The sequence below is a fragment of the Kitasatospora acidiphila genome, assembly GCF_006636205.1.
GTDB lineage: Bacteria > Actinomycetota > Actinomycetes > Streptomycetales > Streptomycetaceae > Kitasatospora > Kitasatospora acidiphila.
Map to the genome: position 1 here is coordinate 7,778,343 of NZ_VIGB01000003.1, position 23,349 is coordinate 7,801,691.

The 23,349-nt window shown below is 71.9% G+C and carries 26 protein-coding genes; 14 read left to right on the forward strand and 12 right to left on the reverse strand.

All coding sequences use genetic code 11. The annotated features are described in order from the left end of the window. Positions 1–18 precede the first annotated feature (18 nt). Both E6W39_RS40050 and E6W39_RS36720 read right to left on the reverse strand, forming a co-directional pair. Positions 19–408, reverse strand: a complete 390-nt coding sequence (locus E6W39_RS40050; protein ID WP_181799619.1) for an RDD family protein — start codon at positions 406–408, stop codon at positions 19–21. Between the two features lie 148 nt (positions 409–556). Next, the gene (locus E6W39_RS36720) at positions 557–4,153 is read right to left on the reverse strand and encodes an AfsR/SARP family transcriptional regulator (protein WP_141637135.1); all 3,597 of its coding nucleotides are present in this window, start codon (positions 4,151–4,153) and stop codon (positions 557–559) included. Between the two features lie 160 nt (positions 4,154–4,313). Between E6W39_RS36720 and E6W39_RS36725 the strand changes: the two genes are divergently transcribed. After that, complete coding sequence (locus E6W39_RS36725; RefSeq protein WP_141637136.1) at positions 4,314–4,505, forward strand: hypothetical protein; 192 nt, start codon at positions 4,314–4,316, stop codon at positions 4,503–4,505. A 42-nt stretch (positions 4,506–4,547) separates the two neighbouring features. Here E6W39_RS36725 and asnB read toward each other — a convergent pair whose 3' ends face one another. Further along, complete coding sequence (asnB, locus tag E6W39_RS36730; RefSeq protein ID WP_141637137.1) at positions 4,548–6,398, reverse strand: asparagine synthase (glutamine-hydrolyzing); 1,851 nt, start codon at positions 6,396–6,398, stop codon at positions 4,548–4,550. A gap of 237 nt (positions 6,399–6,635) precedes the next feature. Here asnB and E6W39_RS36735 point away from each other — a divergent pair, with 237 nt between their 5' ends. From E6W39_RS36735 to E6W39_RS36745, 3 genes are all read left to right on the forward strand, one after another. Continuing rightward, the gene (locus E6W39_RS36735; RefSeq protein WP_141637138.1) at positions 6,636–7,181 is read left to right on the forward strand and encodes a DUF4383 domain-containing protein; all 546 of its coding nucleotides are present in this window, start codon (positions 6,636–6,638) and stop codon (positions 7,179–7,181) included. Positions 7,182–7,183: 2 nt separating this feature from the next. Next, the gene (locus tag E6W39_RS36740) at positions 7,184–8,038 is read left to right on the forward strand and encodes an S-methyl-5'-thioadenosine phosphorylase (protein WP_141637139.1); all 855 of its coding nucleotides are present in this window, start codon (positions 7,184–7,186) and stop codon (positions 8,036–8,038) included. Positions 8,039–8,139: 101 nt separating this feature from the next. After that, positions 8,140–8,373: a hypothetical protein gene (locus tag E6W39_RS36745; protein WP_141637140.1), complete on the forward strand. Its 234-nt coding sequence runs from the start codon at positions 8,140–8,142 to the stop codon at positions 8,371–8,373. Positions 8,374–8,441: 68 nt separating this feature from the next. Here the strand turns inward: E6W39_RS36745 and E6W39_RS36750 are convergent, their stop codons facing one another. Further along, positions 8,442–8,657 (reverse strand): dodecin, encoded by a 216-nt coding sequence (locus E6W39_RS36750; protein ID WP_101378889.1) that lies wholly within the window; start codon positions 8,655–8,657, stop codon positions 8,442–8,444. A gap of 224 nt (positions 8,658–8,881) precedes the next feature. Between E6W39_RS36750 and E6W39_RS36755 the strand changes: the two genes are divergently transcribed. The 4 genes from E6W39_RS36755 (at position 8,882) to E6W39_RS36770 (ending at position 13,684) form a co-directional block, all read left to right on the forward strand. Further along, positions 8,882–10,723: a cholesterol oxidase substrate-binding domain-containing protein gene (locus tag E6W39_RS36755; protein ID WP_141637141.1), complete on the forward strand. Its 1,842-nt coding sequence runs from the start codon at positions 8,882–8,884 to the stop codon at positions 10,721–10,723. A 97-nt stretch (positions 10,724–10,820) separates the two neighbouring features. Further along, complete coding sequence (locus tag E6W39_RS36760; protein WP_141637142.1) at positions 10,821–11,270, forward strand: VOC family protein; 450 nt, start codon at positions 10,821–10,823, stop codon at positions 11,268–11,270. A gap of 80 nt (positions 11,271–11,350) precedes the next feature. Beyond that, positions 11,351–12,748 (forward strand): class II fumarate hydratase, encoded by a 1,398-nt coding sequence (locus E6W39_RS36765; RefSeq protein ID WP_141637143.1) that lies wholly within the window; start codon positions 11,351–11,353, stop codon positions 12,746–12,748. A 141-nt stretch (positions 12,749–12,889) separates the two neighbouring features. Next, positions 12,890–13,684 carry a VOC family protein gene (locus E6W39_RS36770; RefSeq protein WP_141637144.1) on the forward strand — a complete coding sequence of 265 codons (795 nt, stop codon included), beginning with the start codon at positions 12,890–12,892 and terminating at the stop codon, positions 13,682–13,684. A gap of 44 nt (positions 13,685–13,728) precedes the next feature. On the opposite strand, the gene E6W39_RS40615 is transcribed toward E6W39_RS36770, so the two are convergent. Further along, positions 13,729–13,980 carry a hypothetical protein gene (locus E6W39_RS40615; RefSeq protein ID WP_220140409.1) on the reverse strand — a complete coding sequence of 84 codons (252 nt, stop codon included), beginning with the start codon at positions 13,978–13,980 and terminating at the stop codon, positions 13,729–13,731. Between the two features lie 116 nt (positions 13,981–14,096). Between E6W39_RS40615 and E6W39_RS40055 the strand changes: the two genes are divergently transcribed. Further along, positions 14,097–14,237, forward strand: coding sequence for a hypothetical protein (locus E6W39_RS40055; protein ID WP_180356316.1), 141 nt, complete (start codon positions 14,097–14,099; stop codon positions 14,235–14,237). 61 nt (positions 14,238–14,298) lie between these two features. Here E6W39_RS40055 and E6W39_RS36780 read toward each other — a convergent pair whose 3' ends face one another. Next, the gene (locus E6W39_RS36780; RefSeq protein WP_141637145.1) at positions 14,299–15,687 is read right to left on the reverse strand and encodes an NADP-dependent succinic semialdehyde dehydrogenase; all 1,389 of its coding nucleotides are present in this window, start codon (positions 15,685–15,687) and stop codon (positions 14,299–14,301) included. Between the two features lie 173 nt (positions 15,688–15,860). Next, positions 15,861–17,231, reverse strand: a complete 1,371-nt coding sequence (locus tag E6W39_RS36785; protein WP_228718563.1) for a hypothetical protein — start codon at positions 17,229–17,231, stop codon at positions 15,861–15,863. A gap of 101 nt (positions 17,232–17,332) precedes the next feature. Between E6W39_RS36785 and E6W39_RS36790 the strand changes: the two genes are divergently transcribed. The 3 genes from E6W39_RS36790 (at position 17,333) to E6W39_RS36795 (ending at position 18,812) form a co-directional block, all read left to right on the forward strand. Next, a complete protein-coding gene (locus E6W39_RS36790; protein WP_141637146.1) occupies positions 17,333–17,605 on the forward strand; it encodes an ATP-binding protein in 273 nt (90 codons plus the stop codon). 104 nt (positions 17,606–17,709) lie between these two features. Next, the gene (locus tag E6W39_RS43270) at positions 17,710–17,844 is read left to right on the forward strand and encodes a hypothetical protein (RefSeq protein ID WP_267286722.1); all 135 of its coding nucleotides are present in this window, start codon (positions 17,710–17,712) and stop codon (positions 17,842–17,844) included. Positions 17,845–17,948: 104 nt separating this feature from the next. Continuing rightward, positions 17,949–18,812: an aKG-HExxH-type peptide beta-hydroxylase gene (locus tag E6W39_RS36795; RefSeq protein ID WP_141637147.1), complete on the forward strand. Its 864-nt coding sequence runs from the start codon at positions 17,949–17,951 to the stop codon at positions 18,810–18,812. Here the strand turns inward: E6W39_RS36795 and E6W39_RS36800 are convergent. After that, the gene (locus E6W39_RS36800; protein ID WP_228718564.1) at positions 18,809–19,477 is read right to left on the reverse strand and encodes a pentapeptide repeat-containing protein; all 669 of its coding nucleotides are present in this window, start codon (positions 19,475–19,477) and stop codon (positions 18,809–18,811) included. The two genes, E6W39_RS36795 and E6W39_RS36800, sit on opposite strands and share 4 nt — an antisense overlap. A 130-nt stretch (positions 19,478–19,607) precedes the next feature. Between E6W39_RS36800 and E6W39_RS36805 the strand changes: the two genes are divergently transcribed. Next, on the forward strand, positions 19,608–20,405 hold the full coding sequence (locus E6W39_RS36805; protein WP_141637148.1) for a DNA-formamidopyrimidine glycosylase family protein: 798 nt from the start codon (positions 19,608–19,610) through the stop codon (positions 20,403–20,405). A 13-nt stretch (positions 20,406–20,418) separates the two neighbouring features. Here the strand turns inward: E6W39_RS36805 and E6W39_RS36810 are convergent, their stop codons facing one another. The 4 genes from E6W39_RS36810 to E6W39_RS36825 form a co-directional block, all read right to left on the reverse strand. After that, the gene (locus E6W39_RS36810; RefSeq protein WP_141637149.1) at positions 20,419–20,919 is read right to left on the reverse strand and encodes a VOC family protein; all 501 of its coding nucleotides are present in this window, start codon (positions 20,917–20,919) and stop codon (positions 20,419–20,421) included. A 138-nt stretch (positions 20,920–21,057) separates the two neighbouring features. Continuing rightward, on the reverse strand, positions 21,058–21,606 hold the full coding sequence (locus E6W39_RS36815) for a hypothetical protein (protein ID WP_141637150.1): 549 nt from the start codon (positions 21,604–21,606) through the stop codon (positions 21,058–21,060). 105 nt (positions 21,607–21,711) lie between these two features. After that, the gene (locus tag E6W39_RS36820; protein ID WP_141637151.1) at positions 21,712–22,101 is read right to left on the reverse strand and encodes an SCO5389 family protein; all 390 of its coding nucleotides are present in this window, start codon (positions 22,099–22,101) and stop codon (positions 21,712–21,714) included. 248 nt (positions 22,102–22,349) lie between these two features. After that, positions 22,350–22,652 carry a hypothetical protein gene (locus E6W39_RS36825; protein WP_141637152.1) on the reverse strand — a complete coding sequence of 101 codons (303 nt, stop codon included), beginning with the start codon at positions 22,650–22,652 and terminating at the stop codon, positions 22,350–22,352. Positions 22,653–22,821: 169 nt separating this feature from the next. Between E6W39_RS36825 and E6W39_RS36830 the strand changes: the two genes are divergently transcribed. Then, on the forward strand, positions 22,822–23,274 hold the full coding sequence (locus E6W39_RS36830; RefSeq protein WP_141637153.1) for a MarR family winged helix-turn-helix transcriptional regulator: 453 nt from the start codon (positions 22,822–22,824) through the stop codon (positions 23,272–23,274). The last annotated feature ends 75 nt before the right edge of the window (positions 23,275–23,349 follow it).

Sequence of the window (23,349 nt, forward strand, 5' to 3'; positions counted from 1 at the left end):
GCGCTGTGCCGGGCCGGGTCAGTCGCCGAGCACCACGGTGTCGGCCAGCTTGTCGGCGAAGGTCTGCCTGCGGTGGTCCCAGAGCGGCCAGAGGAAGCCGAGGAAGCAGGGGATCGCGTCCAGCAGGTGCGCCAGGTCGCGGAGGAAGGCGCGCAGCATCCCGGTCGACCGGCCGTCCGCCGCATCGGTCAGCTCGCTGCCCAGCAGCTGCCGTCCCCAGCTCTGCCCGGTGCGCCCGGCCTGGTACCAGCGGTTGTACGCGAGCAGCGCGATCGAGACCGGCAGCAGGCCGACCTGCAGCGCGTCGTTGTCGGGGTCGGCCGCGCCGGCGACGATGTTCGGCGCGAAGCAGGCCAGCATGTCGATGAGGAAGGACAGCACGCGTTCCGTCCAGTGGGCGTAGCTCACCGAGACCGCACTCCGTTCCGCCGGGCCTGCCCCCGGTCCAGCCTGCCAGCCGGGCACGGCCGCGCAACCGCCGTTGCGCCGACCGGCTGACGTGCCGTCAGTGCGGCTGGCGGCCCGCCGGCCGGCTGACCGCCCGGCCGACCCGCCGTCAGTAGCCGGCGGCAGCCCGGCTGGGCAGACCGGCCAGCAGCTCGCCCAGCTCGGCGGCCTCCGGGACGCCGAGGTGCCGGGCCAGCTCCAGCGCGTCCTGGAGCTGCCCGGTGCCCTCCGCATGGCGGCCGGTGCGCAGCACGTTGCGGCCCAGGCCGGTCAGCGCGCGCACCTGCTCCAGCGGGGAGCCGGCCGCCCGGGCGCCGTCCAGCGCCGCCGTGAACTCCTGGTGCGCCGCGTCCGGGCGGCCGGTGGCGTTCAGCAGCCGGCCCAGGATGTTGCGCACCTCGGCCTCGCCGCCGCGGTCGCCCCGCTCCCGGCAGAGCGCCAGCGCGGCCCGCAGGTGCTCCTCCGCCCCCGGGTACTGGCCCAGGGCGAGCAGTGCGTCCCCCAGGTAGGCCAGCACCCGGGACTCGCCGAGCCGGTCGCCCTGCCCGCGGTAGAGCGCCAGCGCGGCCCGCAGGTTCTCCACCGCCGCGGCCGGCCGCCCGGTGGCGAGCCGCAGCACGCCCAGGTAGGCCATGGTGTTCATCCGCCCGCGCGCCTCGTCCAGCTCGTGGTACATCGCGCTGGCCTGCAGCAGGTCCTGCTCGGCGCTCTGGTACTGGCCGATGACCAGGCGGACCGCGCCGAGCGCCATCAGCCCGTTGGCCTCGCCGATCCGGTTGCCCAGGCCCCGGTAGAGGGACATCGCCTGGCGGTGCGTCGCCTCGGCCGCTTGGTAGCGGCCGGTGAGGTGCTGCAGCGACCCCAGGCTGGCCAGTGCGTAGGCCTCGCCCGGCCGGTCGTCGCGGGCCCGGCACAGCTCCAGCGCCTGGTGCAGGCTCTCCTCGGCGGCCGGCACGTCGCCGGTGAGCTGCTGGATCAGGCTGAGCTCGCTGAGCGCCGCGGTCTGCCCGGTCCGGTTGCCGAGCTCCCGGAAGAGCAGCAGCGCCCGGGTGGTGTGCGTGGTCGCCTCCGGGTACTCGCCGGTGATCCGGCCCAGGATGCCCAGCTGGCTGAGCGCCTCCGCCTCGCCGGGCGCGTCGGCCGCGCCGCGGGCCAGGCTCAGTGCCTCGGCGAAGTGGTCGCGGGCCCGGGTGTTGCAGCCGAAGGTCCGTTCCATGGCGCCCAGTTGCACCCGCGCGGCCGCCTGCCCGGACGGGTCGTCCAACTGCCGGAAGAGCTCCAGTGCGAGCCGTAGATGCTCCGCCCCGGCCTCGTGCTCGCCGGTCAGCCGTTGGAAGGTGCCCAGGTGGGTGAGCGCCTCGGCCTGGCCGAACCGGTCGCCGTTGGTGCGGGCGGTCTCCAGGGCGATCCGGTGCAGCGCCCGCGCCTGGTTCCAGTGCCCCTGGGTGCGCAGGAAGTCGTGCAGCGCGGCGGGCAGCCGGATCGCGTGGTCGGGATGCCCGTGGGCGGCCGCGTACTCGATCGCCGCCCGCAGATTGCCCCGCTCGGCGCGCAGCCAGGCGGTGGCCGCCTCCTCGGTGGGCAGCTCGGCCCCGGGGATGCGCTGGGCGGGCACCCAGCGGTGCCGGCGCACCGCCAGCCGGCGGCCCGCCTCGATCACGGTGGCCAGGTAGGAGTCCAGCAGCCGGCCCACGGCGGCGTGCCGCACCGACGGGTCGTCCATGGTGCCCAGCGCCCGGGAGTGCTCGCGGATCAGGTCGTGCATCCGGTAGCGGCCGCGGACCGGCTCGTCCACCAGGTGGTGGTCCTCCAGCTCCTCCAGCAGGCGGCGGGCGGTGGCCACGTCGGTGCCGTCCAGCGCGGCGGCCGCCCGGGCGTCGAAGTGGTCGCCGGGGTTGAGCCCGAGCCGGCGGAACAGCCGGCGCTGGGCGGGGGTCAGATCCCGGTACGAGAGGTCGAAGGCGGCGGCCACCGAGACGTCCTCGGCCCGCAGCGCCGCCAGCCGGCCCGCGGCGGCCTCCAGGTCCGGCACCAGGTCGGCCACCGACCAGGCCCGCCGGTGCCGCAGCCGGGCGGCGGTCAGGTGGATCGCCAGCGGCAGGTAGCCGCAGAGCCGGACCACCTCGACCACGGCCGGCTGGTCCGGTGCCAGGTCGGGGCGCTGCGCGGTGGCGGTGAACAGCTCGGCGGCCTCGTCGGGCGGCAGCACGCCCAGCGTCATCGGCACCGCGTCGCCCAGCGCCGGCAGTCGGCGGCGGCTGGTGACCAGCACCAGGCAGCCGGGGGAGCCGGGCAGCAGCGGGCGGACCTGCTCGCTGCCGCTGGCGTCGTCGAGCAGCAGCAGCACCCGGCGCCCGGCCAGCCGGCTGCGCCACAGGTTGGCCCGGGCGTCCAGGTCCGGCGGGATCTGCTGGGGCGCCACCCCGACGGTGAGCAGCAGCGCGGCGAGCGCGTCGGCCGGCTCGACGGCCGGGGTGCAGGGGGTGTGGGCGTGCAGCGGCAGGAAGATCTGCCCGTCCGGGAAGTCGGCGGCCAGCCGGTGCGCGGCGTGCACGGCCAGGGCGCTCTTGCCGACCCCGGGCATGCCGTCCAAGGCCAGGATCCGTACCGAGCCGTCGGGGCGGTCGGTGCGGCAGGCCGCCAGCAGCCGTTCCAACTCCTCGTAGCGCCCGGTGAAGCCGGCCACGTCCCGCGGCAGGCCGGCGCCCGCGGCCACCGCCGGCAGCTCGGCGTCCTCCTGCGCCTCGGCGGCCTGCTGCTCGGCGCGCAGGATCTCCTGGTGCGCGGCCCGGACCCGGGGGCCGGGCTCGATGCCCAGCTCCTCGACCAGGGTGCGGCGCAGCCGCTGGTAGCTCGCCAGCGCCTCGGCCCGCTGGTCGGTGCGGTGCAGGGCGATCATCAGCTGGCGGTGGAAGGCCTCGCGCAGCGGATGCTCCGCGGTCAGCCGGTTCAGCTCCGGGATCACGCCGTGCGGCCGGCCCAGCTCCAGTTCGGCGTCGAACTGCCACTCCAGGGCCTGCAGCCGCAGCTCCTGGAGCTGCTGCACATGGGGCAGCGCCTCCTCGGCCAGCGACGGCAGATCCGTCAGCGGGGTGCCGCGCCACAGCCGCAGCGCCTCGGCGCAGCGACTGCTGACGGTCTGCCAGTCGCCGGCCCGGCGGGCGGCGCGGGCGACGTCCAGCAGTTCGGTGAAGGCCGCGCTGTCCAGCTCGCCGGGGCCGACCTGGAGGAGGTAGCCGGGGGCGGCGGTGCGCAGCCGGGCCGGGCTGCCGGGGCCGAGCAGCCGGCGCAGCTGGACCACGTGGTTGTTGAGCGAGGTGGGCGCGGTGGCCGGCGGATGCTCGCCCCAGAGCGCTCCGGTCAGCCGGTCGCGGGATACCACTCGACCGGGTTCCAGGAGCAGCATGGCCAGTAGCGCACGCACTTTCGGCGAGCTGACCGGAAGCGCCGTACCGGTGCCGTCGTGGACCGTCAAGGGCCCGAGCAACCCGAATCGCAGCCCGGCGACAGGCTCGTCAGGGGTGGTCGGGCGGCCCTGCCGGGGCCCTTGTTGATGGTCCATTATCGGGATGTTACCCGCCCGTGAGCGGCCTACGGCAGGCTCATGACGACCGAGCCGGACTGGGTCGGTGCCGAACAGGGGAGGGCACCGATCCAGTCGGCCTGTCGCCGCACTACCCGCCGCACGAGGGAGGACAGGCCGCATGACCGCCAAGCGTGACACCTCCTGGACCTGAGCGTCCGCCGCACCCCGCTCGGACAACACGCCGACGTCTCACCCGGGTGCCGCGTGGGACGGCGCAGGTCGGGTAAGTGTTGGAGACAGCAGGGGCCGCCCGAGCCCCATAGCTGTAAGGGGTGAGGTCATGACCGACAACGCCACTGATTACGCCGTCGACGCCCGGGACGCCATGGAAGACCCGGAGGACCTGGAGTCCGGCAGCGACGAGCAGCCCACCCCGCGTGCCGAGCTGTCCCTGGACGCCGCAGCCGATGTGGCCGATGCGGTCGAGCAGACCCGTCAGGTCCCGGTGGACGACGACGAGTACCCGCGCTGACCGGCGCCCCACCGCCGGTCAGCGCGTAGCACTTCACCGGCCCTACCGCAGCAGCGAGACCGGGTAGAGGCGCTGCCAGCGGTTCAGCGCCAGCAGCAGCTCGGTGGCCGGCCGGTCGTGGCGCGGATCCCGGTCGGGCGCGAGGGCGCGGGTCACCGCCACCGGATCGGCCAGGGCGTGCAGGGGGGCCTTGGGGTCCTGGTACGCCTGGGCGAGCTCCGCCTTCAGGGCCTGCGGATAGTCCGGGTCCTGGGTGGCCGGGTAGGGGCTCTTCACCCGGGCCACCACGTCGTCCGGCAGCAGGTCGGCGGCCGCCGCCCGCAGCAGGCTCTTCTCCCGCCCGTCGAAGGCCTTCATCGCCCAGGGCGTGTTGTAGACGTACTCGACCAGCCGGTGGTCGCAGAACGGCACCCGGACCTCCAGACCGACCGCCATGCTCATCCGGTCCTTGCGGTCCAGCAGCATCCGGACGAACCGGGTCAGGTGCAGGTGGCAGATCTCCCGCATCCGCCGCTCCTTGGGGTCCGCGCCCGGCAGGTGCTCGACGTCGGCGATGGCGTCGGAGTAGCTGTCGGCGATGTAGCTGGCGAGGTCCAGCTCGGCCAGCAGCCCCGGGTCGAGCAGGGACAGCCGGGGTTCGGCGCCCCGGCCGGTGATCTGGTGCATGTCGGCGTGCCAGGGAAACGTTTCGGCGGCCACCGCGGCCGGATCGTGGAACCAGCGGTAGCCGCCGAACAGCTCATCCGCGGACTCCCCGGAGAGCGCCACCGTGGAGTGCCGCCGGATCTCCCGGAACAGCAGGTAGAGCGAGGTGTCCATGTCGCCGAACCCGGTCGGCAGGTCGGCCGCGCGCAGCACCGCGTCCCGGTCCGCGGGATCGGTCAGCTGGGCCGCGTCCAGCACGATGTCCTGGTGGTCGGCCGCGACGTGGCGGGCCACCGAGTGGGCGAACGGGGTGTCCAGGCTGCCGCGCAGCTCGTCCGGCTGGAAGTTCTGCGCCTGGCCGGCGAAGTCCACCGAGAACGACCGCACCGGACCGGCGCCGGCGGCGGCCAGCCCGCGGGCGGCGAGCGCCGTGACCGCGCTGGAGTCCAGCCCGCCGGAGAGCAGCGAGCAGAGCGGCACGTCCGCGATCAGCTGCCGCCGCACGGTGTCGGTCAGCAGCTCCCGGACGGTGGCGATGGTGGTGGGGAGGTCGTCGGTGTGCTCACGGGCGCCGAGCCGCCAGTACTGGTGGACCGTCAGGCCCTCGCGGCGGACCTGCAGCCAGTGGCCGGGCTTCAGTTCCGCCATGCCCCGGTAGATCGCGTGCCCCGGGGTCTTCACGAAGGCCAGCAGCTCGCGCAGCCCGTCCCGGTCGACGACGGCGGGCACCTGCGGGTGGGCCAGGATCGCCTTCGGCTCGGAGCCGAACAGCACACCGTCGGCGGTCGGGTAGTAGTACAGCGGCTTGATGCCCATGCGGTCGCGGACCAGCAGCAGTTCCTCGCGGCGGGCGTCCCAGACGGCGAAGGCGAACATGCCGTTCAGCCGGGTCACGAAGTCCGTGCCCCAGTGCAGGTAGGCGCGCAGCACCACCTCGGTGTCGCTGCGGGTGCGGAACCGCACGCCGTGGCCCTCCAGTTCGGCGCGCAGCTCATGGAAGTTGTAGACCTCGCCGCTGTAGGTCATCGCGGCCAGCAGGCGCCCGTCCTCCTCCACCGCCATCGGCTGCGCACCGCCGACCAGGTCGATCACCGCCAGTCGCCGGTGGCCCAGCGCCGCATGCGGTTCGAGGTGCACACCGCCGGCGTCCGGGCCCCGGCAGAGCATGGTCGCGGTCATGGCGTCTACCACCTGCCGCTGCTGCCTCACGTCGCTGTCGAACGCCACCCAGCCGGTTATCCCGCACATGACAGGAGACTCCTTCCGCTGCTTCGCGTCGTTGCGTATGCGTTCGGTGACGCTACGCCTCCGCTTTCGGGGTCGCCATGGCCGGGTCGGATTTGGCCGAGAACCGTCAATCCCGCCCGGAGCGCTGCGCCGTGGCTTCCGGCGTAGCGTGGAGCCAGAGCTTCCGGAAGCGGCCAACCCCGCCGCTTCCTTCGGGAACCCTCCGGTGAGGGCCGTCATGGAGCAGTGGAGGCCGTCATGAAACTGCAGGACGAACTTCCCGTCGACCACCGATTGGCCCAGGTCTACCGCTACGGCGCAGGCCTGGCCGGACTGGCACTGCTGATCTGGGGCTGCTTCGGGTTGGCCGGCAACGTCGGCTTCTCCAGCGTCCACGGCAAGACCACCGCGGGCATGTCCAGCAATGGCGCGCTCGGCGTCCTGTCGATCATCTTCGGCGCGATCCTGATGATCGGCGCCATCGTCGGCGGAAACTTCGCCTCCTGGCTCAATATGATCGTCGGCTTCATCTTCTTCGTGGCGGGCTTCGTCGGCCTGATCGCGCTCGACAGCACCTGGAACCGACTGGCCTTCCGGATGACCAATGTGATCTTCAGCTTCATCTTCGGGCTGGTGATCGCCTCCTTCGGCATGTACGGCAGGGTCAGCGGCCACCTCCCGCACGACAACCCCTACTGGCGGCAACGGCACGGTGGGGAACGAGACCGGGAGGAGGAAGAGATCGCCGGCCGCTGGCACGTCCCGGCCTTCAAGAGCGTGCTGCGTCCGACGGTGCATCATTAGGCATGACTGATCAGCACACCGCACAGCGGGCCGAGATTGGAGTCATCGGCGGCTCCGGCCTCTACGCCCTGCTGGACGACGTCACCGAGATCACCGTCGACACCCCGTACGGTGCGCCCAGCGACTCGCTGTTCCTCGGCGGGATCGGCGGGCGCACCGTCGCGTTCCTGCCCCGGCACGGCCGCGGGCACAAACTGCCACCGCACCGGATCAACTACCGGGCCAACCTCTGGGCACTGCACTCGCTCGGGGTCCGCCAGGTGGTCGGGCCCTGCGCGGTCGGCGGGCTGCGCCCCGAGTACGGCCCGGGCACCCTGCTGATCCCCGACCAGTTCGTGGACCGCACCTCCGGGCGGGTGCAGACCTACTACGACGGGCTGCCACTGCCCGACGGCACCGTCCCCGAGGTGGTGCACGTGTCGATGGCCGACCCGTACTGCCCGGACGGCCGGGCCGCCGCGCTCGCCGCCGCTCGCTCCCAGGCCTGGGAGCCGGTGGACGGCGGCACACTGGTGGTCATCGAGGGCCCGCGGTTCTCCACCCGCGCCGAATCCCGCTGGTTCACCGCCAACGGGTGGTCGGTGGTCGGCATGACCGGCCACCCGGAGGCCGTGCTCGCCCGCGAACTCGGGCTCTGCTACACCTCGCTCGCGCTGGTCACCGACCTCGACGCCGGTGTGACGGCCGGTGAGGGGGTCACCCATGCGGAGGTCCTGGAGGTCTTCGCGCGCAATGTCGACCGGCTGCGCGGGGTGCTCTTCAAAGCGGTCGAGGCACTGCCCGCCGACCGCGACTGCGTCTGCTCGCACGCCTTGGACGGCGTCGAGACCGGCCTGCCCGGGGTTCCGGAACCCTGAGCCCGCCGCTGCGGCCCCCGGGCGATTAGGAAGGGCCCGCCCGGGGCACCAGCGGGGATATAGCGTCACCCAGAAGGTCCAGAGGTGAGGAGGCGGGGATCATGGAGGGTCCGGCTCTCTCCCCGCGCGAACAGCAGCTCCTTGAGGAGATCGAGGCCGACCTGCGGACGGACTCCGTGCTGGACACCGAGCTGTCCACCATGCGGGTCATCCGGATGCGCCGCCTGCTGAACCTGCTGACGCCGTGGCGTCGCCACCGTCGGCCGCGGCCCCCGGAGCTCGGCGGGCCCCCGGAAGCCGACGGCCCGCCGCCGCTGCCGGGGCAGCCCGCGTAGCCGCGCGCCCGGGCGCCGCGGCATGGCTGTGCCGCGCCGAGGTCCTCGGCGCGGCACCCGCGGCGGCCTCAGTGCGCGTCCTCCAGGCGGAAGCCCACCTTGACGGTCACCTGGTAGTGCTCGATCGCACCCTGCGCGACGTTCCCCCGCACCTGCGTCACCTCGAACCAGTCGATGTTGCGCAGGGTCTGCGAGGCGCGGGCGAGCGCGTTGCGGATCGCGGCGTCGGTGCCCTCGTGGGAGGAGCCGACGATCTCGGTCACCCGGTAGGTGTGCTCGGTCATGGAGGCCTCCTGGCGGTACTGGGGCTGCTGTCACCTCCACCGTGGCCCAAGCCGGGCCCGGGCGCGCGCCGAGGACGGCGATCAACGTACCGAGAGCCCGAACGGTTCCCCGAACGGTCTAGCTTCACTCGAACTACTGATTGATGAAGAACGCCCGGACACCGCACACCGTTGATCCCTAGCGTCGACAGCGTCACGCACCGCACGGGCCCGGGGAGGCACCAATGGAGAACGACACCGCGCCGACCACGGACGGCGGCCTGACCCGCCGCCGCCTGCTGGCCGGGTCCGCCGCGCTCGGCGGGGCCGCCTGGCTGCTGCGCGGCGCCGTCACGCCCGACCAGGCGCAGGCCGACGCCGGCCCGCCCCTCCCCGCGCCGCCCGCGTTCCCCGGCGGCATCGAGGTCTACCGCCAGGTCTTCGAGAACTGGGCCGGCGAGATCCATGCCGACCAGCTGTGGACCTGCGCCCCGAGCACCCCGGACGACGTGGTCACCCTCGCCAACTGGGCGCACGCCCAAGGCTGGCAGCTGCGCGCCCAGGGCTTCCGGCACACCTGGGCGCCGCTCACCGTCGCCGACGGCACACCCGCCGCGAGCACCGTGCTGCTACTCGACACCACCCGCCACCTCACCGCGATCAGCCCGGCGGGCAGCACCGCCGCGCCCGCCGTCCGGGCCCAAGCCGGCGCCGCCATGGAGCAGTTGCTCGCCGAGCTGGCCGGCCGCGGCCTCGGCATCGCGCACTGCCCGGCACCCGGCGACCTCACCCTCGGCGGGGTGCTCGCCATCGGCGGCCACGGCACCGCGGTGCCGACCGCCGGCGAGACCGCGGCCCCCGGGCACGGCTTCGGCTCGGTGAGCAACCTGGTCACCGAGCTCACCGCCGTGGTCTGGGACGCCACCGCCGGCCGGTACGCGCTGCGCACCTTCGACCGCGCCGACCCGGACTGCGCGGCCCTGCTGGTGAACCTGGGCCGGGCGTTCGTCACCGAGGCCGTGCTGCGCGTCGGCCCGGACCAGAACCTGCGCTGCCTCAGCCGGATGGACATCCCGGTCAGCGAGCTCTTCGCGGCCCCCGGCACCGGCGGCGCCCGCACCTTCGCCGGGCTGATGGAGCAGAGCGGCCGGATCGAGGCGATCTGGTTCGCCTTCACCGACTTCCCGTGGATCAAGACCTGGAGCGTCAGCCCCACCCAGCCGTTCGGCTCCCGGGCCGTGGACCAGCCCTACAACTACCCCTTCTCGGACAGCATCCCGACCCCGGTGGCCACACTGGCCGGAGAACTGGTAGCCGGATCCTGGGGGTTGGCCCCGACCTTCGGCCAACTCCAGTCCCTGATCGCCAGGCTGGGGCTCACCGGAGACCTCACCGATGTGCTGCTCTCCGGCACCCTGATCCGCGACCTGCTCACCCTGGACGTGGTCACCCACCTGCTGGCCGACGGCCTGCGCTCCGACCTCTGGGGCCCCTCCCGCACCGTGCTGCAGTACGTCCGCCCGACCACCCTGCGGGTCACCGCCAACGGATACGCCGTGCTGGCCCGGCGCGCGGACGTCCAGTGGGTGGTCAACCAGGTCACCGGCGAGTACCAGCGGCTGCTGACGCAGTACCAGGACCGCGGCCAGTTCCCGGTCAACGGCGCCGTGGAGATCCGGGTGACCGGCCTGGAGGACCCGGCGGCCAGCGGCGTCCCCGGTGCCCAGCCCCCGCTGCTCTCGGCGATCCGGGCCCGACCAGACCACCCCGAGTGGGACGTGGCGGTCTGGTTCGACGTGCTCACCCTGCCCGGCACCCCCGGGCTGCACCAGTTCGGCCGGGACCTGGAGCAGTTCCTGATCGCCACCTTCGACGGCACCAGGGCCGGCCTGCGCGTCGAGTGGTCCAAGGGCTGGGCCTACACCGCCGACGCCACCTGGGCCGACCCCGACGTACTCGGCCGGGTGATCCCCGACAGCCTGCGGGCCGGCGGCGGCCCCGGCTGGGACGCGGCCGTCGCCACCCTCGACCGCCACGACCCCAACCACGTGTTCAGCAACCCGTTCCTCGATCGGCTGCTCGGGTAGGCGCGGGCCCGCCGCCGGGGCAGGCTGGAAGTAGCGGCCGCCGGGTACCGCAGCCGGCGGCGCGTCGTGAGCCGTCGGGGCGAGGAGGTCGTTCGCCATGGCAACCGAGCAGACCGGAGCCACCGGGGCCGCCGAGCAGGAGCGGCTGCCGCAGGTCTGGCCGAGCCTGCGGGCCAGGGACGCCCGGGCCCTGATCCGCTTCCTGGTCGACGCGTTCGGCTTCGAGGAGAACGTGGTCTACGGGGAGGGCGAGGTGGTGCACCACGCCGAGCTGGACTGGCCGGAGGGCGGCGGGGTGATGCTGGGCTCGGTCCGGGAGAGCGAGGACGACGGCTTCGACCTCCCGCCGGGCAGCTTCGGCGCGTACGTGGTCACCGACCGCCTGGACGAGGTGTACCAGCGCGCCAAGGCGGCAGGTGCGCGGATCACCGCCGAGCCGCACACCACCGACTACGGTTCGTACGACTTCGCCGCCGTCGACCCGGAGGGCAACCGCTGGAACTTCGGCAGCTACCGGGGCGCACCGCGCAAGAGCCACCGGGCCTGACGGGCGGCGGTCACTCACACGGCGTAGCGCCGGGAAATACCCCGGCACCTCGGGGAGCTGAGATCCGTGGAGGTGGAGTCATGAGTCCCCAGCAGGGTGAGTACCGCATCGAGCACGACTCGATGGGGGAGGTGCGGGTCCCGGCCGCCGCCAAGTGGCAGGCGCAGACCCAGCGCGCGGTGCAGAACTTCCCGGTGTCGGGCCTGCGGCTGAATCGCGCCCACATCGCGGCCCTGGCCCGGATCAAGGCGGCCGCGGCCAAGGTCAACGGCGCGCTCGGGATCCTGGACGCCGCGGTGGCCGAGGCCATCCAGCAGGCCGCCGCCGAGGTGGCCGACGGGCGCTGGGACGACCAGTTCCCGGTCGACGTCTTCCAGACCGGCTCCGGCACCTCGTCCAACATGAACGCCAACGAGGTGATCGCCACCCTGGCCGGCGAGCGGCTGGGGCGGCCGGTGCACCCCAATGACCAGGTCAACGCCAGCCAGTCCAGCAACGACGTGTTCCCGTCCTCGATCCACGTGGCCGCCACCGCAGCCGTCACCGAGGACTTGCTGCCCGCGCTGGCCGAGCTGGAGGCGGCGCTGGCAGCCAAGGCCGAGGAGTTCGCCGGCGTGGTCAAGGCCGGCCGGACGCATCTGATGGATGCCACCCCGGTCACCCTCGGCCAGGAGTTCGGCGGCTACGCGGCCCAGGTCGCCTACGGCCAGGAGCGGCTGCGCGCCACGCTGCCCCGAGTGGCCGAGCTGCCCCTGGGCGGCACGGCGGTCGGCACCGGCATCAACACCCCGCCCGGCTTCTCCGCCGCCGTGATCGCCGAGCTGGCCGCCGGTACCGGCCTGCCGCTGACCGAGGCGCGGAACCACTTCGAGGCGCAGGGCGCCCGTGACGGCCTGGTCGAGCTGAGCGGCCAGCTGCGGACCATCGCGGTCGGGCTCACCAAGATCGTCAACGATCTGCGCTGGATGTCCTCCGGTCCGCGCACCGGCCTGGGTGAGATCAACCTGCCCGATCTGCAGCCGGGTTCCTCGATCATGCCGGGCAAGGTCAACCCGGTGATCCCCGAGGTGGTGGCGATGGTGGCGGCCCAGGTCGTCGGCAATGACGCGACCGTGGGCATGGCCGGTGCCAGCGGCAGCTTCGAGCTCAATGTGATGCTCCCGGTGATCGCCCGCAATGTGCTGGAGTCGATCCAACTGCTCGCCTCCGCCGCCCGGTTGCTGGCCGGCCGCACCGTCGACGGGATCACCGCCAACGTCGGGCGGGCCCGCGAGTACGCCGAATCCTCACCGTCCATCGTGACCCCGCTCAACCGGTACCTGGGCTATGAGGAGGCCGCCAAGGTGGCCAAGCAGTCGCTCGCCGAGGGCAAGACGATCCGTCAGGTGGTCGTGGAGCGCGGCTATCTGTCGCAAGGCCTGCTGACCGAGCAGCAGTTGGACGAGGCGCTCGATGTGCTGCGGATGACCAGGCCGTAGCCCCGCCGGGCACCGGCGCTGCGCCCCGGCCTGCGGCGCAGCGCGGCGCTCGCCGGGCGGGTCCGTGCGACGCGGGCGTGCTCCGGGTACGGTCGGACCAGGCCGGGCCGGTCGGTGCTCGGGCAGCGAGGAGGCGGTGCGATGACCGAGCCGGCGGCGGCGAAGGGGGCTGCGGTGCGGTGCGTGCCGGCCGTGCCCAGCTGGGTGAGCCTGACGGTCAGCGACCTGGACAGCGCCATGGCCTTCTACGGCGAGCTGCTCGGCTGGACGTTCAGTCGCGGCCCGGACCGCTGGGGTCGCTATGTGCGCGCTCTGGCCGAGGGCGTCGCGGTGGCCGGCATGAGCGCCTCCGACCTGCACCTGCCGGTCGCCTGGACCACCTTCTTCGGCACCGAGGACGCCGATGCCATCTCCGAGCGGATCCAGGCCCGCGGCGGCACGGTGGCGATCGGTCCGCTGGGCTTCGACGCGGGCCGGATGCTGATCGCCGCCGACCGGTCCGGTGCCCCCTTCGGCGTTTGGGAGGGTGAGACCGGTAGCGGAGCCGTCCTCAACTCGCTGGCCGGCGGCCCGGTCTGGATCGAGCTGCGCACCAAGGATGCCTTCGACTCCGCGATCTTCTACGGCGAGGTGTTCGGCTGGGACAGCCGCAAGTCGGGCGTCTTCGACGTGCGCTGGGAGAACGAGCGGGTGGTGCTGCGGTCCGCAGACCGCAGCGTGGCGGCTCTGGTGACGGCGACCGACCCGGAGGCCCGGCCGAGTTGGAACGTCTACTTCTCGGTGGCCGACGCCGACGAATCGGTGGAACTGGCCGAGCGGCTCGGCGCCGATGTGCTGGGCGAGGTCAATGACAGCCCGTACGGGCGCTGGGCTGATCTGCGCGACCCGCAGGGCGGCCGGTTCTGCCTGCAGGGCCCGCGGCCCGAAGGCGGCTGACGGCTGCCCCGAGCGCGCCGGTCCCGGCCGTCAGTCCCGGCCCGTCAGTCCCGGTCCACGACCGCCCCGCAGCGCCAGCAGACGGTCGGCGGCCGCTGCTCGGCCAGCGCCCCGCACTCCGCGCAGACCAGGGGGAGCAGGCAGGCGCTCTCGCCGCCGATCGCCTCCGGCTCGGCCGCCTCCCGCAGCTGCTCCGGCTCGGCCGCCTCCCGCAGCTGCTCCGGCCGCTCCTGCCACTCCGGCCCGACCGGGTCGGCTATCGGGCGGATTTCACCCTCGGTGTTCGAATCTGCCATAGCCCGAGGCTACTTGTCCGCTATCCGAGCGAACCATCCGGCGGGTCCGTTTGATCACCAACGCCCCGGGTACCGCTGGCTGCTAGCTGCAGGAATCCCTAGCCGAGGAGGTCATGATGGAACGCGAGACCAACACCCCGGGCGAGCCCGCCACTCACGCCGAGCAGGCGCAGCGCCGGATGCTGGAGGAGGAGGCGGCGGCCGACTCCTTCGAGCACGGCGACGTCGAGTGGTACGCCGTACTGGGCGAGGACTGAGGCCGGGCCGCACCGACCGGGGCCGGCACCGAGTGCGTGCGGGCCGGACCCTCGGCCGCGCTCAGGCGATCCACACCGTGGTCGCGTTGCAGAACTCGCGGATGCCGTGCCCGGACAGCTCGCGCCCGTAGCCCGAGCGGCGCACCCCGCCGAAGGGCAGCGCCGGGTGCGAGGCGGTCATCCCGTTGAAGAAGATCCCGCCGGCCTGGATGTCGCGGACGAACCGCTCCTGCTCGGCGGGTTCGGTGGTCCAGACATTGGAGCTCAGCCCGAACGGCGAGTCGTTCGCCAGCTCCACGGCGTGGTCCAGGCTCTCGGCCCGGTAGAGCGTGGCGACCGGGCCGAACGCCTCCTCGTGGTGGATCCGCATCTGCTCGGTGATCCCGCTGAGCACGGTCGGCGGATACCACCAGCCCTCGCCGAGCCCGGCCGGCACCGCGACCTGGCACTCCGCCCGCGCGCCGAGGTCCAGCGCGTCGGCCACCAGCTCACCCAGGTCCTCGCGGCCCTGGGCGGTGGCCAGCGGCCCGATCTCGGTGGACTCCTGCAACGGGTCGCCGATCCGCAGCGCCGCCATCCGCTGCACGAAGGCGGCGCGGAACTCCTCGTAGACCTGCTCGTGCACGATGAACCGCTTGGCCGCGATGCAGGACTGCCCGTTGTTCTGCACCCGGGCGGTGACCGCGGTCCGGGCGGCCGCGGCGACGTTCGCCGAGGGCAGCACCACGAACGGGTCGCTGCCGCCCAGCTCCAGCACGGTCTTCTTGACCTCGTCGCCGGCCACCGCCGCCACCGACCGCCCGGCACCCTCGCTGCCGGTCAGGGTCGCCGCCGCGACCCGGGGGTCGCGCAGGACGTCGGAGACGGTGGCGGAGGGGATCAGCAGGGTCTGGAAGCAGCCGTCCGGGAAGCCCGCGCCGCGGAACAGGTCCTCCAGGTAGAGCGCGGTCTGCGGCACGTTGGAGGCGTGCTTGAGCAGGCCGACGTTGCCGGCCATCAGTGCCGGTGCGGCGAACCTGATCACCTGCCAGAGCGGGAAGTTCCACGGCATCACGGCCAGCACCACGCCCAGCGGGCGGTAGCGCACCAGGGCCCGGGAGGCTCCGGCGTCGGTCACATCGGTCGGCGCCGGGTGCTCGTCGGCGAGCAGCGCGGGCGCCCGGTCCGCGTACCAGCGCATCGCCTTCGCACACTTGGCCGCCTCGGCGCGGGCCGCGGTGAGCGGCTTGCCCATCTCGGTGGTCATCAGCCGGGCGATGGTCTCCTGGTCGGCGTCCAGCAGTTCGGCGGCCCGGTGCATCAGCTCGCCGCGCCGCGCGAAGTCGGTCAGCCGGTACTGCGCGAAGGTCTGCTCGGCGCGGGCCAGGCGCTGTTCCACGGCGGCCGCCGTGTAGGGCTCGAAGGTCCGCAGGGTCTGCCCGGTTGCCGGGTTCACGGTTGCGATGGCCATCGGTCGCCTCCTCGCCAGACGGGACGTGCCGCCGCGGGTGCCCGGCACTGCCGCTGACCCTAGGCGCAACACCCGGCCCGGGCCCCGTGCGACAGGCGGCACGCACCGGCGGTTGGGCCGGGTGGGTGCATGCTGGGGGCATGCCCGAGGGTGACACCGTCTTCCCTTTCCGTTTACGCGGAGAGGAATACCCGGGCGCGCTCATCGAGGTCTTGGGCCGTGCGGACGCCCCTGGACCGAACGGCAGCGAGGCTGTGCCGGATGGAAACCACAGCCTTGCGGGTGCGTTCGGACCGGACGCCGCCCATGCTGTCGATGGACCGGTGCCAGGTCGAGCAGGCTTGCTCCAGATGCCCTTGTGAGTGCTGCATGCAACCCTGGGCGACGAGGTCCAGCGCGAAGATCCTGGCGTAGGTCTCGGCCGGCCTTCCAACCGCAGCCCGGGCGTATTGCTCCTCAGCCCGCTTGCGTTCCCCAGCCTCTCGAAGACCTTGGCGGTGCGGGACTGGACGGTCGCCGCGACCGGCCCCCAGGACGTCGCCCAGAACGGCACCGGCTCGCCGATGGAGGCCGACATAAGGTCTTGCGCCCGTTGAAGTGCTTGGACGGCATCCCGGCGCCTGCCCGCACCGGCGAGGGCATGGGCGTGGGTGACCGCGAAGAGTGCTTGTGTCTCGGGGGCCGACCCTTCCGTCGCTCCGGCGGACTGCCTCAGCGGCCAGATCCAGGCAGTGCTCTGGGCGGCGGCGCTTCATGCCCTGCTGGGACATGGTCCGAAAGACGAAGGCGTCGTGGCCGGCGATGCCCGAAGCACGAGCCAGCGAGTAGGACTGGAGGTAGTAGCGCTGAGCGAGACCCTGCTCCCCAGCGTCGTAGGCTTTCCAGCCCGCCAAGTGCACGCCGACGGCCGCGGCGGACAGCATCTCCGCCCGAACCTGCTCGGTGCGGAATCGTCCGCGACACAGGCCGGCCACGTCGCTCATCAGGTATTGCACCAGGGCGCTTCGGCCATGTTGCCCGCCGTGCCGCTCGTCCATGATCATGAACATTCCGATCATGTCCCGGACGGCTTCCACTTCTGGCATTCCGGCGAATCCGCCACGCAGGGCGGTACTGGTGCGATGACCCATCTCCTCGACCACACCCAGCGGGAGGAGACATGCTGCGGCCGAATAGGCCGAGGTCACGATGAAGCGTCGACGATCCAAGTCAGCCCTCCAGATCTGTGCGAGGACTCCCACGGCGTCCGGCCCGACAGAGAGGCCGAGGTTCGCGTCATCCCCGTCTTCCGTCGAGGCTAGCCCGAGATCGGATGGCACGAGGACGCGGCCCAGGCGTTGTGACAGAGCCTCCGTCAGGTACCGGGTGGCGTTGACTCTCGGCTGGGCTCCTTTCACCCAGTGATCGACGGCAGACTTGTTGGTCCGCAGGGGGTCGTCGTACTCGGCTGCGATGCGCCTTACTTCGGAAGCGAGCTGGTCAAGGGTCCATCCGGCTTCGTCGAGCGCCTCGGCCAGCCGGTCATTTCTTCCCTGTCGAGCCACGGGAACTCCCGTATACCCGATATACCGGAGCGCGTAGTCACGCCAGTACCCAGCGTGCTGTGCAAGCGGTTTGACTGTACATCAGGCGGCTGAACCGCCTCGTGGTCGAGGTGCTGGATGGCTCTGGAGTCATGCCGAAGCAGCGGTCGGCGGGCCCGACTGAGACCTCGGGGCGCGGACTCACCCTGGTCGAAGCGCTCGCCATCAGGCACGGTGCGGGGCGCAACCGGCGCGGAAAGCGAGTCTGGGCAGAACTGGAGCTGCCTCAGCAGCCCTTCACGCGCCGTCAGTTGATGACCCAGCCGCACCGTGCTGCCAAGGCTCTCGCACAGGGGCTCGGTGGCCCGCAGCCGGCCGAGTTCAGCGTCTCCTGACCGGGTCGGCACCCAGAGATTCCGTCAGGCGCGAAGGTGCGCCCGGTGGTAGCAAGACCGGCGTCGTCCCCGGCGTCGGGAGGAACTCACGAGAGGAGAACGCGATGAGCGCGATCGTCGAGAACACCGAGGAACTGGAGACCACCGTCACCGAGGAGGAGGCGACCGCCATCAGTGACAACGTCGCGGCGTTCTTTGCTGATGGCAACGTCTCGATGATGGGCGGCTGGACCAACTAACTCTGGCTACTGGCTAGTTGATCGGTTGACTCAACCCGTGTGCCCGGCCGCCGCCACGGGGCCGGGCACATGTGTCCCCCACCCTGCTCACACTGGAGGAGCTCATGCGCTTCCTGAACATCCACCACGCCGAAGAGACCATCACCCGCCTCGTCACCGCCGTCACCGGCACCACGCCCAATCCCGCCGAGCTGTCGGCGGCATACCGCAGGGTGATCTCGCTGCGGCGTGCCATCGCTGCCACTGGCACGGGCATCACGGTGTCGTTCGAGGACAGCCCGTGGGGCGACTTCCTGATTGAGAACCGGATCTTCGAGAACATCTTCGAAGGTCTGGCCGACACCCCGGAAGGGACCCGCGACAAGTGGCAGCGTGACGTCTCCGTCGCGCTCCTTCACACCCGCGACATGGCCCCCGACCTCGGACGCCTGGTCGACCTGCTGGTCACTGATCTCGTGCTGTTCAGTTCCAAGAACAAGGGCGGTGGCTCCGGATCCCACGTTCCCGGCTTGGTGTCGATGAGCCCCGGCGATGAATGGAGGGCCCACGACTTCGCCGAATCGCTGGTCCACGAGACCATCCACTTGAACGTGTTCCTCGCCGACATGGTGTACCGGCTCTACACCCTCCCGGCCGCCGCCCTGGAAGCCCCCGAGTGCCGCGTCGTCTCGGCCGTGAAGTTCGGCCAGCTGCGCCCGCTCGACAAGGCGTTCCACTCGGCCGTCGTCGCCCCGCCGCTCATGTACATGCAGCAGCAGCGTGGCGAAACGGAGCTGGTCGACAAGTTCCGCGCCTCGCTCCTGGAGTGCACCGACGGCCTGCTCGACAGGATCGAGTACTTCACGCCCTACGGCACGCTGCTGGTGCGTGAACTCCGCGCCTTCGCCGAGACCGTCGACTTCGAGCTGGTGGAACGCTCGATCTCCAGCAAGGAGTTCGCGCACTACGCGATCCCGGCCGCCGCCTAGGATTCGATCGCGATGCCGGCCTGCCGTGCAATGCTGAGGGCAAGTTCCATCGCCCCTGCGCCTTGTACGGCAGCGCCCTTGAGGCTGGCGGCACCACCCACGTCGATCATCGTGCAGCCCTCGAACCGGACCCGCTGCATGTCCGCATTGGCGAACTGGGCTCCGGTCAGGTTGCAGTCTTCGAATCGAACGTCCCTCAGTTCGGCGAACTGGAAGTCCGCCTGCTGGAGATTGCAGCCCTTGAACAGCACGTTCTTGAACTTGCCGTACCGGAACAGCGTGAAGTCCGTCCGGCAGCTGTCGAACATTACGTCCCGGAAGTGGCCGTTGGCCCAAGAAGAGCCAGTGATCCTGCTGGAGGTCAGCGATGACCTGAGCAGGGAAACGTCCTGAGTACGGACCTGCGCGAAGTCACAGGTGTCGAACACGATGTTGGAGAAGACGGACTGGCGCATCACGGTGCCGGTGAGCCGCACGTTCTCGAAGCGGCACTGATCGACTTCCAGCGCCTCGGCTTCTCGGCCGGTGAGATCCGTGCCGCTGTACGTCACCCCCTTGATCGTCGCGTCATCTTCCAGGTCGTCGGTTGGCATCCGGGCCGGACGCGTTCCCGCCGGTTTCTTGGGGGCGGCCGGGGTCATGACGCGGGTAGCAGTGGGGGCCATGGTGGGCGCTCCTCATGGTCTGCCGGACGATCGGCGGATGCGGCAGCCTAGCAGTGGGAGCACCCACCGTGTTGCCTCCGCTACGGTCCTTGGCCAGTGTTCTGGTTACGGGTGGGTGCATGCTGGGGGCATGCCCGAGGGTGACACCGTGTTCCGGACCGCCGCGCAGTTGCACCAGGCCCTGGCCGGGCGGGTGCTGACCAGCGCCGACCTGCGGGTGCCCGCGCATGCCACCGCACGGCTGACTGGCCGTCAGGTGCTGGAGGTGCGCCCGCGCGGGAAGCATCTGCTGACCCGGCTGGAGGGCGGGCTGACCCTGCACAGCCATCTGCGGATGGACGGCCGATGGCAGGTCTATCGCACGGGGGAGCGGTGGACCGGCGGGCCCGGCCACCAGATCCGGGCCGTGCTGGGCAATGCCGAGTGGACGGCGGTCGGCTACCGGCTGCCGGTGGTGGAGCTGCTGCCGACCACCGCGGAGGCCGAGGCGGTCGGCCATCTCGGTCCCGACCTCCTGGGCCCGGACTGGTCGGTCGAGGAGGCGCTGCGCCGGTTGGCCGCCGCGCCGGAACGGCCGACCGGGGAGGCGCTGCTCGACCAGCGCAACCTGGCGGGGATCGGCAATGTGTACGCCAATGAGCTGTGCTTCCTGGCGGGCGTCACACCCTGGACGCCGTTCGGTGAGTTGCCCGCGCCGGTCAGGGTGCTAGCCAAGGCGCAGCGGTTGCTGCATGCCAACCGGATGCGCCCGGGGCATCCGACCACCGGTGAGCTGCGGCCGGATCGCAGCCACTGGGTCTACGGGCGGGCCGGGCAGCCCTGCCGGCGCTGCGGTGCGGCGATCCGCACCGCCGGCCAGGGCGTGGCGCCGCAGCAGCGGGTGGCGTTCTGGTGTCCCCGCTGTCAGCGCGGGCCGGGGCCCGAGTAGCCCAAGGGGTCTCTCAGGTGGGGGAGCCGGCCGCGGCGCCGGTGGCCAGCTCGGTGCCCCAGCGGTCGATCGCGGCCTGCAGGTCCAGCGCCCGCATGCCGCCCTCCTCGTCCCCGCTGGGCCAGTCCTCGCGCGGCACCCGCCACATCACCTCGAACTCGTTGCCGTCCGGGTCCTTGGCGTAGAAGGACTTGGAGACGATGTGGTCGGTGGCACCGACCAGGGCGCCGCGTTCGGCGAGCTCACGACCGATCTCGGCCAGCTCGCCCAGCGTGCCGACCTCCCAGGCGAGGTGGTACAGGCCGACCCGGCCGGACTGCGGCCCGGGGGCGCCGGCGCCGATCGCGAACAGGCCGAGGTCGTGGTCGTTGAGGGTCTCCTCGGCGCTCAGGAAGGCGGCCCGTCCGGGGATCTCCACATCGACCTTGAAGCCGAGCACCTCGGTGTAGAAGGCGACAGAGGTCGCGACGTCGCGGATGTAGAGGACCGCGTGATTGAGGCGGCGAACGGGCATGTCGGTCTCCTTGCCGGGATGGGCTCGGGCGGTCTGTCCTGATCTAGTTCAAATTTGAACCTCGACGCCTCGACCATACCTTGTCGTTCGAATTTGAACAACCAGGGCGTCGTCGGCCCTGGTGCAAGGGTCGCGCGCTCAGCGGACGCCGGCCAGCAGCACGACGGCGGAGCCGAAGAACAGCACGACCACGCTGAGCCAGAACACGGTGAACCCCTTGTCCACCAGCTTGGCGCGGCGCGGGTGGGTGACCCGGGCGAAGTCGGGCCCCAGCCGGCAGCGCGCCGCCGTCAGCAGGGACAGCAGGCCCGCGCCGAGGACGACCAGGGTGACGCAGAAGCCCATCAGGAACCCGGCCGCCCCGGAGACGTCCGGCTGGCGGCAGTCGCGTGCCGTGCAGCGCACCTGCACGGCCTGGTCGGGCGAGTAGGAGCGGGGCATTTCGTCGAGCCGGGCCGACCAGTCACCCCGCTGTGCGTGGACCGTCCCCCAGCAGCTCGTGGTGAAGGTCTTGCCGTCCTTGGAGGTGACGCACTGCTGGACGCTGGCCTGGTCGCCGACCAGGCCAGCGTCCAGCACCGCCTGGTCGACGCAGAACGCGGTGCCGATGCCGCCGAGACCGGTGGCGGCGATGCCGACGGCCGTGTACCTCAGGCCGGCCGCCGTGCCGCTGTCCCCCGAAATCATTGCCGTACCCCGCTCACCTGCGCCGATGGACCAACGGAGGGTAGCGCGGCTCGGCTGCGCGCACGGGTGTGGGGTGGCACCGGGGGGTGCCACCCCACTGTTGTCTCAGCAGCTGCGCAGCTCCGGGCTCTGGTTGAGGATCTGGTTCCGCTGCGAGGTGAACCTGCGGTAGGCGTCGCCCTGCTCGGTGCCGGGGCGGAAGGCGGCGACCCGGTGGCAGTTGACGAAGGCGAGCTTGACTCCGAAGTGCTGCTCCAGGCTGCCGCGGATGGCGTTGCTGGCGAGGGCGCGCAGCAGCTGGGCCCGCTCGTCGTCAGTCGGGGTGGTGTTGTCGTTGACGAACTCCTCGGCGGTATCGCCGAGTTCGCTGCTCAGGCCGGCGACCACCTGGTAGGCGTACGGGAGCGAGGTGCGGACGGTGTCGATGAACTCGGCCTGGTCGACCTCGCCGGCCTCGGCCTGGGCGAGCAGGGCGGGGGAGACGTTGAGTGACATGGCGGTCCGGCCTTTCGGTATCGAAGATGAAAACCATTAGCACTAAGACTCTTGCCGTCACCTGACGCCATGTCAAGTCGCCCGACCTCGGGCCTGTCGAGGTAGTGCGGTCCTGGGCCGAGCGGGTCGCCGGGACGTCGGGCTTCGCGGACGTCCGCCACGCCGTGGGGCTGACCGGCACCTGCACCGACAACGCCGCCGCCGGCCCGGGCTGACCCGGGCCGGCGGCGGCGCAGTGGGGCCTCGGGTCAGTGGTCGTCCCAGTGCCCCGCGTGGGCGGCGTGGCGGTGCCCGTCGTGCACGTAGTCGACATGGTCGCCGTGCGGGACGGCGGTGTGGCCGCAGCCCTCGCCGTGGCGGTGGGTGTGCTCGGAGTGCTCGACGTGGGCCGGGGTCTCGCACTCGTCGACATGGCCGTCGTGGACGCGGTGCAGGTGGCCGTCGTGTACGTAGTCGACGTGGCCGCCGTGCGGGACGGCGGTGTGGCCGCAGCCCTCGCCATGCTGGTGGTCGTGTGCGCTGTGAGTCTGGTGGTCGACCGGGGTAGCCATGGTGTCCGTCCTCTCCTGTGGTGGTTCCAAACCTAGTCATTCCGGACGAAAACGGTCGGCGAATCGCCGGTGGCCGTCCCGCCTGGAGCTGCAGCACGACCGGCCCGGCCGGGTCTGGCGACGTACCACAATTCGCTTCAAATTTGAACGGCCGACTACAGTGGCACCCATGGCAGAGACCCGGTGGCTGGACGAGCAGGAGATGGCGGCCTGGCGCGGCTTCGTGGCGGCGAGCAACCTGGTGGCGCGCCGGCTGGAGCAGCAGCTGAAGGACGAGGCCGGGCTGTCGCACCCGCAGTACGAGATCCTGGTGCACCTGTCGGCCGCGCCCGAGCGCGCCATGCGGATGACCGAGCTGGCCGACCGTCTGATCACCTCCAAGAGCGGTCTGACCTACCAGGTCGCCCAGCTGGAGAAGGCGGGACTGGTCGGGCGGCGGTCCTGCGCGAGCGATGTGCGCGGAGTGTTCGCCTATCTCACCGACGAGGGGATGGCCCTGTTGCGCCAGGCGGCGCCCGGGCATGTTGCGGCGGTGCGGGAGGCGCTGATCGACGTGCTGGACCGGGAGCAGCTCGCGGTGCTGGCCGATGCGCTGGGCGAGGTGGCCAGTCGGCTGCGCTGAGCCCGCCGCCTCGGAGGTGACTCTCCGTCAGTCCGGCTCCATCCGAGTGGCCTTGTCGCTCCACCCCAGGGTGGA